Annotated in this window: 14 protein-coding genes; 5 read left to right on the top strand and 9 right to left on the bottom strand. The window is 74.6% G+C overall.

Annotation, left to right across the window (positions count from 1 at the left end; all coding sequences use genetic code 11):
• Positions 1-15 precede the first annotated feature (15 nt).
• Both PH189_RS14665 and glxA read left to right on the top strand, forming a co-directional pair.
• The gene (locus tag PH189_RS14665) at positions 16-936 is read left to right on the top strand and encodes an NUDIX hydrolase (protein WP_274189535.1); all 921 of its coding nucleotides are present in this window, start codon (positions 16-18) and stop codon (positions 934-936) included.
• 149 nt (positions 937-1,085) lie between these two features.
• Positions 1,086-3,035, top strand: coding sequence for a radical copper oxidase GlxA (gene glxA, locus PH189_RS14660; RefSeq protein ID WP_274189534.1), 1,950 nt, complete (start codon positions 1,086-1,088; stop codon positions 3,033-3,035).
• Here glxA and PH189_RS14655 read toward each other — a convergent pair.
• The 6 genes from PH189_RS14655 to PH189_RS14630 form a co-directional block, all read right to left on the bottom strand.
• On the bottom strand, positions 3,032-3,733 hold the full coding sequence (locus PH189_RS14655; RefSeq protein ID WP_274189533.1) for a glycoside hydrolase family 16 protein: 702 nt from the start codon (positions 3,731-3,733) through the stop codon (positions 3,032-3,034). The two genes, glxA and PH189_RS14655, sit on opposite strands and share 4 nt — an antisense overlap.
• Positions 3,730-4,938 (bottom strand): GAF domain-containing sensor histidine kinase, encoded by a 1,209-nt coding sequence (locus tag PH189_RS14650; protein ID WP_274189532.1) that lies wholly within the window; start codon positions 4,936-4,938, stop codon positions 3,730-3,732. The genes PH189_RS14655 and PH189_RS14650 overlap by 4 nt, the downstream gene beginning before the upstream one ends.
• Positions 4,928-6,436, bottom strand: coding sequence for a glycosyltransferase family 2 protein (locus tag PH189_RS14645; RefSeq protein WP_274189531.1), 1,509 nt, complete (start codon positions 6,434-6,436; stop codon positions 4,928-4,930). The genes PH189_RS14650 and PH189_RS14645 overlap by 11 nt, the downstream gene beginning before the upstream one ends.
• Positions 6,433-7,539: a HEAT repeat domain-containing protein gene (locus PH189_RS14640; RefSeq protein ID WP_274189530.1), complete on the bottom strand. Its 1,107-nt coding sequence runs from the start codon at positions 7,537-7,539 to the stop codon at positions 6,433-6,435. The genes PH189_RS14645 and PH189_RS14640 overlap by 4 nt, the downstream gene beginning before the upstream one ends.
• The gene (locus PH189_RS14635) at positions 7,536-7,907 is read right to left on the bottom strand and encodes a response regulator transcription factor (RefSeq protein ID WP_274189529.1); all 372 of its coding nucleotides are present in this window, start codon (positions 7,905-7,907) and stop codon (positions 7,536-7,538) included. The genes PH189_RS14640 and PH189_RS14635 overlap by 4 nt, the downstream gene beginning before the upstream one ends.
• 97 nt (positions 7,908-8,004) lie before the next feature.
• Positions 8,005-8,847 carry a LysR family transcriptional regulator gene (locus tag PH189_RS14630; protein WP_274189528.1) on the bottom strand — a complete coding sequence of 281 codons (843 nt, stop codon included), beginning with the start codon at positions 8,845-8,847 and terminating at the stop codon, positions 8,005-8,007.
• A gap of 70 nt (positions 8,848-8,917) precedes the next feature.
• Between PH189_RS14630 and PH189_RS14625 the strand changes: the two genes are divergently transcribed.
• Positions 8,918-9,625: an SDR family oxidoreductase gene (locus PH189_RS14625; RefSeq protein WP_274189527.1), complete on the top strand. Its 708-nt coding sequence runs from the start codon at positions 8,918-8,920 to the stop codon at positions 9,623-9,625.
• A gap of 18 nt (positions 9,626-9,643) precedes the next feature.
• On the opposite strand, the gene leuD is transcribed toward PH189_RS14625, so the two are convergent.
• Together leuD and leuC are read right to left on the bottom strand one after the other, a co-directional pair.
• Positions 9,644-10,231, bottom strand: a complete 588-nt coding sequence (gene leuD / locus PH189_RS14620) for a 3-isopropylmalate dehydratase small subunit (RefSeq protein ID WP_274189526.1) — start codon at positions 10,229-10,231, stop codon at positions 9,644-9,646.
• Between the two features lie 14 nt (positions 10,232-10,245).
• The gene (leuC, locus tag PH189_RS14615) at positions 10,246-11,667 is read right to left on the bottom strand and encodes a 3-isopropylmalate dehydratase large subunit (protein WP_274189525.1); all 1,422 of its coding nucleotides are present in this window, start codon (positions 11,665-11,667) and stop codon (positions 10,246-10,248) included.
• 42 nt (positions 11,668-11,709) lie between these two features.
• Here leuC and PH189_RS14610 point away from each other — a divergent pair, with 42 nt between their 5' ends.
• Both PH189_RS14610 and PH189_RS14605 read left to right on the top strand, forming a co-directional pair.
• Positions 11,710-12,408, top strand: coding sequence for an IclR family transcriptional regulator (locus PH189_RS14610; RefSeq protein ID WP_274189524.1), 699 nt, complete (start codon positions 11,710-11,712; stop codon positions 12,406-12,408).
• 9 nt (positions 12,409-12,417) lie between these two features.
• Positions 12,418-13,308, top strand: a complete 891-nt coding sequence (locus PH189_RS14605) for a polysaccharide deacetylase family protein (RefSeq protein WP_274189523.1) — start codon at positions 12,418-12,420, stop codon at positions 13,306-13,308.
• Between the two features lie 196 nt (positions 13,309-13,504).
• Here the strand turns inward: PH189_RS14605 and PH189_RS14600 are convergent, their stop codons facing one another.
• Positions 13,505-14,953, bottom strand: coding sequence for a ferredoxin reductase family protein (locus tag PH189_RS14600; RefSeq protein ID WP_274189522.1), 1,449 nt, complete (start codon positions 14,951-14,953; stop codon positions 13,505-13,507).
• Positions 14,954-15,053 lie beyond the last annotated feature (100 nt).

Below are 15,053 nucleotides of genomic sequence, written 5' to 3'. Positions count from 1 at the left end.
GCGGGAGTCGACCCGATGACGGTGTACGCCGCGGGAGCGGTCCTCTGGCGCCCGGACGGCACCGGGCAGGACGTCGAGGTGGCGGTGGTGCACCGCCCGCACCACCAGGACTGGAGCCTGCCCAAGGGCAAGGTCGATCCGGGCGAGACCCGGCTCGACGCGGCCGTGCGGGAGCTGGCCGAGGAGACCGGGTTCGCCGCCGTGCTCGGACGGCACCTGCGGACGGTGCACTACATGGTCGGCGCCGACGACAAGGTCGTCGAGTTCTGGTCGGCGCGCGCCGGCGAGGGCCGCTTCACGCCCGGCGACGAGACCGACGAGCTGCGCTGGCTCTCCCCGCCCGACGCGGCGGCACTGCTGACCTACGAGTCCGACCGCGACGTCGTCGACGCCTTCACCGCGCGCCCGCCGGCGCTGCGGACCCTGCTGCTCGTGCGGCACGCGCTCGCGGGGAAGCGCTCGGACTGGGACGGCGCGGACGCAGACCGCCCGCTGGTCGACGAGGGGTACGAGCAGGCGCAGCGCCTGGCCCGGTTCCTCGCCCGGTTCGGGGTGACCGCGCTGCACGCGGTGCCCAAGGCCCGCTGCCGCCAGACTCTGGCGCCGTACGCGGAGGCGGCGGGCATGACGATCCACGAGGCGCCGGAGCTGGGCGACGGCGCGGTCGAGCGCGACGACGGGCCCGCACTCGCGCTCCTGGAGCGGCTCACCGAGGGCGGGACCGGCGGCGTGGTGGCCGCCGTGTGCGCGCAGGGCGACGGCATCCCGCACCTGGTGCGCGTGCTGGCGACGGCCGCGACGCGGGCCGGGTGCGCGCCGCTCTCGGACCGCGACCTCGCCGACCCGCCGTGTCGCAAGGGCAGCGTGTGGGTCCTGTCCTTCGGCCCGGACGGCACGCTCGCGGCGGCCGACTACCACCGCGACACGGCCTTCTGACGCGGCTTCCGACGATCCATCTCACAGGACGAATCGCCCGCGGCGGGACACCCGGGCACGGATCGGGGCGCGTACGGAGGGGCCGCTGACCTCGGTTAACGTCGCGCCCGGCCCCGTCGTCGACCCGCCAGGAGCCCAGCCCGGTGCGTGTGGCGAACACCCGTCGCGTCCGCCAGATCGTCCTCGTCGTCCTCGGCGCGGTCGTCCTGCTGGGCGTCAACGTCCCCCCGGCGTTCTCCTACATCAACGAATGGCGTCACGAGCAGTTGATCAACAGCCCGGACTACGAGCGCGCGTTCGGGCACTGGGACACGATCGACGTGCCGGACGACCGCCGGGTCAACGCGATCCACGCCGCGCTGCTGTCCTCGGGCAAGGTCCTGCTCATCGCGGGGTCGGGCAACAAGGAGGACATGTTCGCGACGCGGGCCCTCAAGAGCCTGCTCTACGACCCGGCCACCGGGCAGTCGCGGATGATCCCCGTCCCCGACGACATGTTCTGCGGCGGGCAGACGACGCTGCCGGACGGGCGGCTGCTCGTGGCGGGCGGCACCCAGCGCTACGAGCGGCTCGACGGCGCGGTCACGAACGCGGCCGGCACGATGACGGTGAAGAACGAGGACCCGAACGCCCCGATGGTGCTGCCGGCGGGCACGGTGTTCGTCTCCCCCACCGGTGTGCGCTACCGCGCCGACGCCGAGACGCGGCTCCCGCCGGCGCAGAAGACCGGCCAGGGGCGCCGCACGCAGGTGGTCGCGTCGGAGGAGCCGGTCTTCGTGGAGGCCGTGGACCCCGGCCCCGGCGCGCTGACCACCGCACCGGCGCAGTACCAGGTCGAGGGCCTCGCGCCCGACGTCGCCCGCAACGTCTACGGCCAGGGCCAGCAGATGACCCTGCGCAAGCAGGACTACCAGGGCACCAACAAGGCCTACACGTTCGACCCCGTCGGCGAGACGTGGTCGCAGGTCTCCGACATGGTCTTCCACCGCTGGTACGCGACGCTGACGCCGATGTCCGACGGCAGGGTGCTGACGGTGGCCGGCCTCGACGGCGCCGGTGAGGTCCTCAACGGCCAGACCGAGATCTTCGACCCCGCGACGAACGCCTTCTCCGAGCGCAAGGACCTCACGCGCTACTTCCCGACCTACCCCGCGATCTTCGAGACCGCGCAGGCCGGGCGGATGGTCTACACCGGGGCCAACGCCGGCTACGGGCCCGCCGAGAAGGGACGCGAGCCGGGGGTCTGGGACACCGACACCGGCGCCTTCGCCGCGATCCCCGGCATGCGCGACCCCGACCTGCTCGAGACGGCCGGCTCCGCCTGGGTCGGACCCGTGAACGACCAGCGTCTCGCCGTCGTCGGCGGCGGCGGGGTCGGCGAGAGCCCGCGGTCCACCGGGCGCATCGACTACCTCGACCTGCGCGACCCGGCGCCGCACTTCACGGCCGGACCGAGCCTGCCCGAGGGCGTGCGCTACCCGAACCTCGTCAACCTGCCCGACGACACGATGCTCATCTCGGGCGGTTCGCGGGACTACCGCGGCAAGGGCGGGACCAACAACCACATCGCCCGCCTGCTGCACCCCGACACGGGCCAGATCACCGACGCCGCCGACCCCGCGGTCGGGCGCGACTACCACACCGAGGCGCTGCTGCTCCCCGACGGACGCGTGCTCACCGCGGGCTCGGACCCGCTGTTCGACGACCAGCAGAACCTCGTCCCGGGCACCTTCGAGCAGCGGATCGAGATCTACAGCCCGCCCTACATCTTCCAGGGCGGCGCGCGGCCGACGATCACGAACGCGCCCCCGACGCTGGCGCGCGGGCAGACGGCGACGATCCCGACGCCGGACCCCGAGCACATCCGCAGCGCCCGGTTGGTCAAGGCCTCGACCGCCACCCACGTCACCACCACCGACATGCGCTCGGTGGCCCTCGACACCGCGCCGACCGCCGGCGGTCTCTCGGTGACCGTCCCGGAGGAGCCCGGACTCACCCCGCCGGGCCCGTACCTGCTCTTCCTCGTCGACGACCGCGGCGTGCCGTCGGTGGGCTCGATGGTCTCCGTGGGCCCGGGGCGTCGGGCGCTGCCGGACTAGCTGCCGGGCCAGGGGCCCGGGACGACCGTCACCCGCTCGACGCTCGTCGAGCGCTCGGTCGGGGACGGGCGGCCACCGAGCCACTGCGGGAACCAGGTGTTGAGGTAGAGGTGCAGTGCCGCGTCCGGCACGCCGTCGGACCACGTGAGGAGCTCGCGCCCGTCGACGGCGAACGCGACCCGGCCCGGCGCACGGGTGATCGTGCAGTCGTGGGCGTCCGCGGTCGGGTCGAAGCCGAGCGTCCGCTCGACGGTGCGCGGGGTGGGGTCGCCGTCGTAGGTGGTGAACAGGACCCGGCCGCGCGGGTCGCCGAGGATCTCGACGTCGATCTCGTGGGCGTGGTCGGGCGGCGCGTAGAGGAAGAAGCCGGTGAGTGCGTCCGGGACGGCGGCCACGCGCAGGCGGGCGGTGACGGTCGCCGTCGTCAGCGGGGCCGTACTCACCAGCTCGGCGCCGTCGAGGCCGCCGGCCGGCACGACGAGCTCGAGGCGCCCGTCCGCGACGCGGACATGGCGCGGGTCGAGCCGGCCCCGGCCGAGGGCGTGGTCGCCGGCGGTCCACCGCTGCGGGTCGAGTCGGTCGAACTCCTCGACGAAGCCGCCGGGTGCCGGATCGTCCACCGGCGCAGCCTCGCACGCCGGAGTGAGGGCGAGCAGGAGGACGAGCGCGAGCAGGGGCGCGCGCCGGGCGGGCCTCACGCGGCCGGCAGGGAGATCCGCACGGCGGTGCCGCCGTCGACGCCGTCGTCGAGACCGATGCTGCCGCCGTGCGCGGCGACGATGCGTCGGCAGGTCGCCAGCCCGATGCCCGAGCCCCCGGGGACCGTGCCCGGCCCGTGCACCTGGCGCAGGAGCGTGAACGCCTCCTCGCGCCGGGCCGGGGGGACGCCGATCCCGTTGTCGGCGATCTCCACCTCCCAGCGGTCACCCGCGGGCCGGGCCCGCGCGCGCAGCACGAGCGGCCGGTCGGCGCGGGCGAAGCGCACCGCGTTCGCCACGACGTTGGCGAGGACCGCGCGCAGCTGCGTCCGGTCGCCCCGCACCGAGGGCAGGACGCCGAGATCGAGCCGCGTGGCGCCGAATGCGCCGGGCGGGGTGTCGTCGAGCACCTCGCGCAGCAGCACGCCGAGGTCGACGCGCTCGGTCCGCAGGCTCCCGCCGACCCGGGCGTACGCGAGCAGGTCGTCCACCATGTCGCGCATCCGACCGGCCGCCGCGAGGGCCCGGTCGACGTGGGCGACGGCGGTGGCCTCCCCGGCGAGGGCGGGGTGATCGGCGAGCAGCTCGAGGAACCCGGTGACGCCCGCCAGGGGGTTGCGCAGGTCGTGGCTGACCTGGCCCGCGAACGCGGCGAGCTGGCTGTTGGAGCGCAGCAGCTCGTCCCGGGCCTCCGCCAGCTCCTGCACCGTGACGGTGAGGGCCCGGTACGCCCGACGCAGCTCGAGCGCCCCGACGGCCTGCCCGGCGAGCAGGTCGAGGGCGTGGCGCTGCTCCGCGGTCAGCTCGCGGGCGGCCTCGTCGAACACGCAGAGCGTCCCCAGCACCGCGCCTGACGGCGCCCGCAGCTGGCTGGCGGCGTAGAAGCGGATGTGCGCGAGCCGGCCGGTGACGAACGGGTTGGCGGCGAAGCGTGGGTCCTGGCGCGCGTCGGGCACCTCGACCGGTCCCGGCTCCCCGATCGTCACCGCGCACATCGCGTCCTCGCGGGCGCAGACCGACGGGGTGATCCCCACGGCCGCGACCTGGTGCTGGAAGTGCTCGCTGATGAGGTTGACCACGGCGCAGGGCACGCCGCAGACGTGGGTCGCGAGGTCGGCCACCGACTGCAGCTCGGGCTCGTCGAACGGGCCGGTGACGTCGTACGAGGCGAGCAGGGCGTCGCGGTCGCGCACCTCAGCGGGCATCGCCGACCACCTCCGAGGGTCCGAGGACGGGCCCCGACGCCGGCACGGGACCGACGACGTCGTCGGCGGCGGGGCCGCTCGCCGCGAAGCCCACCCGTGTCATCTGGCCCCACTGCGCCCGGCGGCGCAGCAGCGCATCGAGGAGCCCGCGCAGGCGCCACCACGCCGTCGTCTGCCGGTAGCCGAGGTTCTCCACGACCGTCGCCGCGAGCGCCGCCGCGAGGTCGCGCCAGCCGCGGTAGCGGTGGAACGAGAACTCCTCGACGACGAGCGCGACCAGGCTCAGCGCGATGCCGTAGCCCACGGCGACGACGAAGAACAGGACGGCGAACGTCCAGTCGATCGCGCCCAGCAGCAGTCCGAGGGCCAGCGCGACGAGGCCGCCGATCTCGACGACCGGGGCGAGCAGCTCGAACAGGACGTAGAACGGCAGGGCGAGCATCCCGACCGTCCCGTAGCGCGGGTTGCCGATCATCGCCCGGTGGCGCCAGAGCGTCTCGACGAGGCCGCGGGACCAGCGCCGCCGCTGCCGGCCGAGCACGCGCACGGTCTCGGGCACCTCGGTCCACGCCACCGGCTCGGGCAGGAACACCAACCGGTAGCGGCGGCGCTGCGTGCGCAGATGGCGGTGCAGGCGTACGACCAGCTCGGCGTCCTCCCCGAGGGTGTCCAGGTCGAACCCGCCGACCTCCACCACGCTGTCCCGCCGGAAGACACCGAACGCCCCCGAGATCACCACGAGGCCCCCGAGCGCGGACCACCCGGAGCGGCCCAGCAGGAAGGCGCGCAGGTACTCCACGACCTGGATCCGCGCGAGCCACCGCCGCGGCATGCGCACCTCGGTGACCCGGCCCGCGGTGACCGGGCTGTCGTTGACGGCGCGGACGACCCCGCCCGCGGCGACGACGTGTTCGGGGTCCTCGGCGAACGGGCGGGTCATCGCCAGCAGCGCGTCGGGGTCGAGCACGCAGTCGGCGTCGACCATGCAGACCAGGGGGTGGCTCGCGGCGTTGATGCCGGTGTTGTTGGCCGACGCCTTGCCGCCGTTGTCCGTGTGCACCACGACGAGGGGCACCGCGGCACGCGGCGCGTGCACCGAGCGCACCGCCCCGCGGGTGGGAACGTCGCCGGGAACCACGCGCGGGACCTCGACGAGGTCGAAGTGCTGCGCCAGCACCTCGAACGTGCGGTCCTTCGACCCGTCGACGACGACCACGACCTCGAAGCGCGGGTGCTGCAGCGAGAGCATCGCCCGGACGCTCTCCACGATCGTGTTCTCCTCGTGGTACGCGGGCATGACGACCGACACCCCGAGGGTGAGCGGGTCGGCGTAGGCGTCCTCGACGCCGGCCCAGGGCCGCCGACGCAGGTGGTGGCGGAACTCCCGCACGGCGAGCGCGATGAGGCCCAGGTAGCTCGTGTTCAGGGCGACGAAGTAGGCCAGGACGCACCAGTTGGCCGCGACGACGACGAGCGAGACGAGGTCGAGGAGGGTCACGCGGCCGCCGCTCCGGGCGCCGCGGCGAGGGCCTCGCGGGCGTGGGCGGACGCGGGTCGGTCCGCGCCTCCGCCCGGCGCCGCGTCCGCGAGGCCGCGCAGGGCCGCCGCGCCGTCCGGTCCGACGGCGACGAGGGCGGCCGCGGCGGTGTGCGCGACCCAGTGGTGCGGGTCGGCGACGAGGCCGGCGAGGACGGGGATCGCGCGGCGGGCCCCGAGGACGCCGAGGGCCTGCGCCGCGGTGACGCGCAGCGCGGTGGGCTCGTCCGGGCCGGTGGCGGCCAGGAGGGGCCCGACCGCGGACGGCGCCCCGAGACGACCCAGCGCCCGGGCCGCACGCAGGCGGACGTCGACGGCGGGGTCCTCGCCCAGGGCCCGCACCAGGCGCGGCGCGGTGTCCACCGCACCGACCAGCCCGAGAGCCTCGATGACGCGGGCGCGCACGGTGGGGTCGTGGTGGTCGGCGGCCGCCAGCAGTGCGGTGCGGCTCGCCGGGCCGATCCGTGCCAGCGCGGGCACCACGACCTGGTGGGGCAGCGGGCGGGCCCGGACGAGGGCGCGCACCAGCGGGGTCGCGGCCGACGGGTCGCCGAGCCGGCCCAGGGAGCGGGCGGTCACCGCGCGGACCTCGGGGTCCCGGTCGCCGAGCAGGGCGGCCAGACGCGGCGTCGCGCCGGGTCCGCCCACCAGCCCCAGGAGGTGCGCCGCCCGCGCGCGGGTGGTGGACCGGCGGTGGCGCGCGTCCCTCAGTGCCCGCTGCACGACACCGCGCCGCTCCAGCAGGGCCACCAGCGCGGTCCGGGCGTCCCCGCGGACCTTGCCGAGCATGGCCACCGCCACCGGTTCCAGGGCGCGCCACTGCGCCCGCGGCAGGGTGGCCAACCGGTCGAGCAGCGTGCCGTCATCGTCGTCGCCGGCCGCCAGCGCCACGAGCAGCGGGCGTCCGGGCGCGACCCGCTGCGCGCGACCCGCGGCAGCGCGGCGCTGCCACCACCGACCGCTCAGCAACGCCACGGCGAGGACGAGCAGGACGGCGACCAGGGCGACGACCGCCACCACGAGGACGGCGCGGTCCACCACCGGCCCCGCGGGGGCCGCCGTCACCGGCGGCGCGCGAGGACGGCCCGGACGCGGCTGTCCAGTTCGCGCGGGCTGAACGGCTTGGTCACGTAATCGTCCGCGCCCCAGGCGAACCCACTCTCGATGTCGCCCTCCTGCGCACGGGCGGTGAGCAGGATGACCGGGATGCCCGCGGTCTCGGGGTCGGCGCGCAGCTCACGGCACACGTCCAGGCCGGTGAACCGCGGCATCATGACGTCGAGCACCGCGAGGTCCGGCAGCGCCCGCCGGGCGAGGCTCAGCGCCTCCCCGCCGTCCTCGGCCACGAGCACGTCGTGCCCGGACTGCTGCAGCTTGAACACCACGACGTCCCGGATGTCCGGATCGTCGTCGGCCACCAGCACCATTGCCATGGACACCCCCTCTCGGGGAATTGCACCATTCGGTCCAGCGCGATGCATCTTATGCCCTAGCGTCGCCGGGCTCGCCGTGGACGACGGCGTGCACGGTTCAGAGCCGGGACGCCACGCGGACGAGGTCGGCGAGGCCCCGCACCCGGCTCCAGGGCGGCCACGCCAGCAGGGTCGTCACACGGGCGGCGTCGACCACGGGGACCGCGACGATGCCCTCGGGAAGGCCGGAGCGCACGGAGTCCGGCAGCACCGCCACGGCGCGGCCGAGCATCACGAGCTGCTGGAGCTGGGCGCTGTCGTGGACCTGCGGGCCCTCGCCCGGGGAGAACCCGCCGTCGGGACGGGGCCAGCGGGGCAGCGGCAGGTCGGCCAGGTCGGCCGTGCGCAGCTCGGTGCGTCCGGCGAGGGGGTGCCCGGCCGGCAGGAACAGGGCCTGGCCCTCCTCCGCGAGCTCCTCGGTGTCGTAGCCGTCGGTCGCGTCGAAGGGCCGGTGCAGCAGGGCCACGTCGGCCCGGCCGTCGCGGAGCACCCGCTCCTGCTCGCCGGGCCCGCAGAGCGTGACGTCGACCTCGACCGACCCCGGCTCCGCGGCGTAGGCGTCGAGCAGCTTCGCGAGCAGCTCCTGCGACGCCCCGGCCTTCGCGACCAGCCCGAGCACCGGGCGCGTACCGGTCGCCCGTCGGGTCCGGCGCTCCGCGGCGTCGACCGCGTCGAGCGCCGCCCGGCCCTCGGCCAGGAGGACCGTCCCGGCCTCGGTGAGCGCCACGGCGCGCGTGGTGCGGTCGAACAGCGGGGCGCCGAGCCTGCGCTCCAGCGCCCGGATCGCGCGCGACAGGGGCGGCTGGGCGATCCCGAGCCGCTCGGCCGCCCGCCCGAAGTGCAGCTCCTCGGCGACGGCGACGAAGTAGCGCAGCTCCCGGGTCTCCACCCCGTCATTCATACCCCCGCGGTATCGCCGCGCACCGAGATGGTCTTGGACCGGCGGACAGGAGCGGGCGAACCATGGAGCCATGAGCGAGCAGACAGTCGCGTTGGTGACCGGGGCGAACAAGGGCATCGGGTACGAGATCGCCGCAGGGCTGGGCGCCCTCGGCTGTCGGGTCGGCGTCGGCGCGCGCGACGACCGCCGTCGCGAGGAAGCCGTCGAGAAGCTCCGGGCCGACGGCGTGGACGCGTTCGGGGTGCCGCTGGACGTCACCGACGACGAGAGCGTGTCCGCCGCGGCGGCCTCGCTCGACAGGCTCGACGTCCTCGTCAACAACGCCGGCATCACCGGCGACACGCCCCAGGACCCGAGCACCATCGACCTCGACATCCTGCGGACGGTGCTGGAGACGAACGTCTTCGGCGTCATCAGGACGACGAACGCGATGCTGCCGCTGCTGCGTCGCTCGGAGCACCCGCGGATCGTGACCGTCTCCTCGGGCGTCGGGTCCCTCACTCGCCAGTCCACGGGTGACGCCGGCCCGATCGCGCTCGGGTACTCCCCGTCCAAGACCTACCTGAACGCGGTGACGCTCCAGTACGTCCGGGAGCTGGAGGACACGAACATCAAGATCAACCTTGCGTGCCCGGGCTACGTCGCGACCGACCTCAACGGCCACCGCGGGCACCGCACCACGCAGCAGGGCGCCGCGACGCCCATTCGCCTCGCCACCCTGCCCGACGACGGCCCCACCGGCGGCTTCTTCGAGGACGCGGGCGAGGTCCCCTGGTGAGGCGCCCCTGGTGACGACTCAGACGGTGGTCGGCTTGTGGGCCGGCCGCGTCGCCTCGTGTGCCTCGATGGCGTCGACGGAGCGCAGGGTGATGTCGACGTCGTCGAGGCCCTCGAGCAGGCGCCAGCGGGCGTACTCGTCCACCGTGAACCGCACGACGAGGTCGTCGGCGGTGATCGTGAGCGCCTCGAGGTCGACGGCGAGCTCGAGGCCCGGACGCTCCTCGATCTTCTTCCACAGCAGCTCGACGTCCGACTGGTCGACGGTGGCGGCCAGCAGGCCCGCCTTCGACGAGTTGCCCTTGAAGATCTCGCCGAAGCGCGACGAGATCACGACCCGGAAGCCGTAGTCCATGAGCGCCCAGACGGCGTGCTCACGGGACGACCCGGTGCCGAAGTCCGACCCGGCGACGAGCACGCTGCCGCGCGAGAACGGCTCGATGTTGAGCACGAACTGCGGGTCGTTGCGCCAGGAGGCGAACAGCCCGTCCTCGAAGCCGGTGCGCGTCACGCGCTTGAGGTACACGGCCGGGATGATCTGGTCGGTGTCGACGTTCGACACGCGCAGCGGCGTGGCGATGCCGGTGTGGGTGGTGAAGGCGTCCATGGGTGCGGGCCTCCTCAGGCGAACGTCAGGGTGGTGGGCGTGAGGTCCTCGGGTGAGGACAGCGTGCCGCGCACGGCCGTGGCCGCCGCCACCAGCGGCGACACCAGGTGCGTGCGCCCGCCCTTGCCCTGACGGCCCTCGAAGTTGCGGTTCGACGTCGACGCGCAGCGCTGGCCGGGCGCGAGCTGGTCGGGATTCATGCCCAGGCACATCGAGCAGCCCGCGGAGCGCCACTCGGCCCCGGCCTCGGTGAACACGGCGTCGAGACCCTCGGCCTCGGCCTGCGCCTTGACCTTCATCGAACCGGGGACGACGAGCATCTGCACGTCGTCGGCCACGCGGTGGCCCTTGAGGACGTCGGCGGCCGCGCGCAGGTCCTCGATACGCGCGTTGGTGCACGAACCGAGGAAGACGACGTCGACCGCGATGTCGCGGAGCTTGGTGCCGGGCTCGAGGGCCATGTAGGCGAGCGCCTTGCGCACCGCGGCCGCGTCGTCGTCGGACATCCCCTCGGGGTCCGGCACGGCCTCGGACAGCGGCAGGCCCTGGCCGGGGTTGGTGCCCCAGGTGACGAACGGCGTGAGCGCGTCGGCGTCGATGTGCACGACCTTGTCGAACTCGGCGTCGTCGTCGGTGCGCAGCTCACGCCACGCCGCCACGGCCTCGTCCCACAGCTCGCCCTGCGGGGCGTGCGGGCGACCCATCAGGTACTCGAACGTCGTGTCGTCCGGGGCGACCATGCCGGCACGCCCGCCGGCCTCGATCGACATGTTGCACATGGTCATGCGGGCTTCCATCGACATCTCCCGCACGGCCTCGCCGCGGTACTCGAGCACGTAGCCCGCGCCGCCGCCGGTGCCGATCTGGGCGATCACCGCGAGGATGACGTCCTTGCTGGTGACGCCCGGGCGCAGGCTGCCGGAGATCTCGATCGCCATCGTCTTGAAGGGCCGCAGCGGCAGCGTCTGGGTGGCCATGACGTGCTCGACCTCGGACGTGCCGATACCGAACGCCAGTGCGCCGAACGCACCGTGGGTGGAGGTGTGCGAGTCGCCGCAGACGACCGTCGTGCCCGGCTGCGTCAGCCCCAGCTCCGGGCCGATCATGTGGACGATGCCCTGGTTGGCGTCGCCCATCGGGTAGAGCTTGATGCCGAACTCCTCGACGTTGCGCCGCAGCGTCTCGACCTGCGTGCGGGAGACCTCGTCGGCGATGGGCGCGAGGATGTCGAGCGTCGGGACGTTGTGGTCCTCGGTGGCGATGGTGAGGTCGGGGCGCCGCACGGGCCGTCCGGCCAGACGCAGCCCGTCGAAGGCCTGCGGGCTGGTGACCTCGTGCACGAGGTGGAGGTCGATGTAGAGGAGGTCGGGCTCCTGGCCCTCGCCGTGACGGACCACGTGCTGGTCCCACACCTTCTCCGCGAGCGTGCGTCCCACTGTCTGCCTCTTTCCCACATCCTGGGACTATGGTGTCGTTCTGTGGGACAGGGTAGCGGTATCGGCGTGCTCGACAAGGCGGTGGTCGTCCTCCGGGCGACCGCGGCGGCGCCCTGCACGCTCGGCGAGCTCTGCGAGCGCACCGGGCTGCCGCGCGCGACGGCGCACCGGCTCGCGGTGGGCCTCGAGGCGCACCGCCTGCTGGTGCGTGAGCCCGACGGTCGCTGGCGTCCCGGCCCCGCACTCGGCGAGCTCGCCCACGGTCACGGCGACCCGCTGCTCACCGCCGCCGAGGACGTGCTCCCCGGGCTGCGCGACCTCACCGGCGAGAGCATCCAGCTCTACCGCCGCGACGGCTCGGACCCCACCGTGCGCGTGTGCGTGGCCGCCGCGGAACCGGCGAGCGGGCTGCGCGACACCGTGCCGGTCGGCGTCCGCGTGTCGATGGCCGCCGGCTCGGGGGCGAAGGTGCTCGCCGCCTGGTCGTCGGAGCCCTCCGCGTTCGCCGACCGCGTGCTCGAAGAGGTCCGCCGTCGCGGCTGGGCGCAGAGCGTCGCCGAGCGCGAGGCGGGGGTCGCCAGCGTGTCCGCCCCGGTCCGGGCCGCCGACGGCGCCGTGGTCGCCGCGGTGTCGGTGTCCGGCCCCGTCGACCGGATCGGTCGCCGCCCCGGCGCCCGCTGGGCGGAGCCGCTGCTCGCCGCCGCGCGCCGGCTGGAGAGCCGGATCGGCGAGGCGGGGTAGTCGGACGCCATGGAGCGCGACCTCGTCGGCCACGGCCTGCCCGCCCCGTTCGAGCGCTGGCCGAACGGGGCGCGCGTCGCCGTGAACATCGTCGTCAACGTCGAGGAGGGCGCCGAGGCCGCGTGGCCCGACGGCGAGGGCAACGACAGCTGGGGCGAGTACGCGATCCCGATCGATCCGGCGATCCGCGACCTCGGCACCGAGGGCCACTTCGAGTTCGGCAGCCGCGTCGGCATCTGGCGGCTGGTGCGCCTGTTCGAGCGGTTCGACGCCGACGTGACGTTCGGCGTGTGCGCCCGGGCGCTGGAGCGCAACCCGCCCTTCGCCGCATGGCTGCGTGCGAGCCGGCACGACGTCCTCGGCCACGGCTACCGCTGGGCCGAGGTGACGACGATGAGCGAGGAGGAGGAGCGCGCCGACCTCGAGCACGCGATGCGCGTGCTGCCCGATCTCGTCGGCCGCCCCGTGCGTGGCTGGTACGTCCGCTCGTTCCCGAGCGAGCGGACCCGGCGGCTCGCCGCTGCGCACCCCGACCTGGTCTACGACAGCGACGCCGTCAACGACGAGCTGCCGTACTGGACGGAGGTCGAGGGCCGCCGCTGGCTCGTCGTCCCCTACTCCAAGGTGCACAACGACACCCGCTACTTCCTCGCGCCCACCTACGCGACGCCGCGGCACTTCGCCGAGACGTTGATCGCCGCCGCCGACTTCCTGCTCGACGAGGCCCGCCACGGCGCCGGGGCCCGGCTGATGACCGTCGGCCTGCACCCGCGCTGGAGCGGTCAGGCCGCGCGGGCGGGCGCCGTGCGCGACTTCCTGGCGTACGTCGCCGGCCAGCCGGAGATCGCGCTGGTCCACCGCTGGCAGGTCGTGCAGTGGTGGACCGAGCTCGACCTCTGACCCGGCGAGCTCAGGCGGACCGCGGTGCGGGTGCTGTCGACGCCTCGCACCAACGCTTCGGTTTGCGAAGCATCCGTGTCAGGTCGGTTCAGGGCGGGCCGCGCTGCTCCCCTCGAAGGGCACCGTCGCCCGGCCGCCGAGGCCCGACGATCATGCGCGCCGAGCTCCTCAGCGGGTCACGACCCGGGGCGTCGACTCAGCTGCTCCGCGTCGACGCCGACCGCTCCTCCACGCGAGGGACCGGGATCGAGGGGTGGGTCGGCCGTCGGTCCGCGGGCGACCCGGCCGAGCCCTGACGGGTCGACGCCGCGACGCTCGTCGATCGGGTCCCGGACCCCGACGTCGGCAACGGCCCCGTCCAGCCGAACTGCTCGCTGTGGATCCGGCCCGGCGGGACGCCGAGCTGGTCGAGGGCCGCGAGCGATCCCGTGAGCAGCCCGGGAGGCCCGCACACGTAGTACTCGAGACGCCCGCGGGCGCGGGGCAGGAGCTCCGCGAGCAGGTCGGCGTCGACGCGGCGCCCCGCAGTCCGCAGGACGTCGAGGTCGAGCCGGCGGGTCAGCACCTCGAGCTCCGGGCCGAACAGCGGCTGGTCGGGGCGCTCGGCCAGGACGAGGCGGTGCAGGCGGCGGTCGCCGCGCTCGGCGAGCGTGCGCAGCATGCTCATCATCGGCGTGATCCCGACCCCGCCGGCGATCAGCACGAGGCCGTCGACCCGCTCCGGCGCGTCGGGGGTGAAGCTGCCGTGCGGGCCGTCGAGCCACACCTTCTGGCCGGGACCGAGGCGGGCGAGCGCCCGGGTGAAGTCGCCGTTGGCGCGGACGGTGAGCTCGAGACGGTCGGTGAGCTCGGCGCTGGAGGCGATCGTGAACGGGTGCTCCTGGACGCCGACGACCCGCCGGTGCAGGCGGAGCCAGACGAACTGGCCGGGGGCGAAGCGCAGCGCCCGCCCGCGGAACACCGGGGTCAGCGCCAGCGTGGCGACGTCGGCCCCTTCGTGGCGCACGCCGTAGACGACGTAGGCCCCGCGCCGGGAGAACAGCGGCTGCCACACCCATCGGCGGGCGAGCACCGCGAGCAGAATCAGGGCGAGGGCGGAGCACACGACCCGCATGACGGGGTCCTCGAGGAGGTCGCCGAGCCAGAAGACGTGCATCCCGGCCAGGGCGAGCGCCAGCGCGGCGCCGAGGATGTGGGCGCGCGCCCACCACTCGTAGCGCGCGCCGCGCCGTCGGCCCCAGGCGGCGGCCCCCGAGAGCAGCACCATCCCCACCGCGGCCGCGTAGCCGAACTGGATGCCGAGCGAGGCGGCGAACGGGTTGAGCAGCTTCGGTCTCTCGACGATCGCCGCGACCATGTGCCCGAGCACCAGGACGAGGGCGGCGACGCCGAGCCACTTGTGCCCGCTCATGACCCGGTCGATCCCGAGCGCGGTGGTCAGCGCCCGGATGCGCGAGGCGCCGACGGTGGCCAGCACCATCGCCACCGAGGCGACGATCCCGGAGAGGACCACCGCGAGGTCGAGGAGCTCGCCCGCCTCCCCGCCCGCCTCACTGCCCTGCCGGCCGAGGAACACCGCCGGCGGACCGACCAGCACGAGGATCGCGACCGCCGACCAGAGGGCCCGTTTCGCGCGCTTCGACACGCCGGCAACGCTAGGGGCGGCGTCCGGGAGATCCGTCGCGCCTGAGAACGACTGATCGACTCCCGAGACCAGCGGCCGTTCGCGCACGGCCGACTGCCGA

Source organism: Actinomycetospora chibensis (genome assembly GCF_028737215.1).
GTDB classification, from domain to species: Bacteria; Actinomycetota; Actinomycetes; order Mycobacteriales; family Pseudonocardiaceae; genus Actinomycetospora; species Actinomycetospora chibensis.
This window is presented reverse-complemented; position numbering and strand designations above follow the sequence as displayed.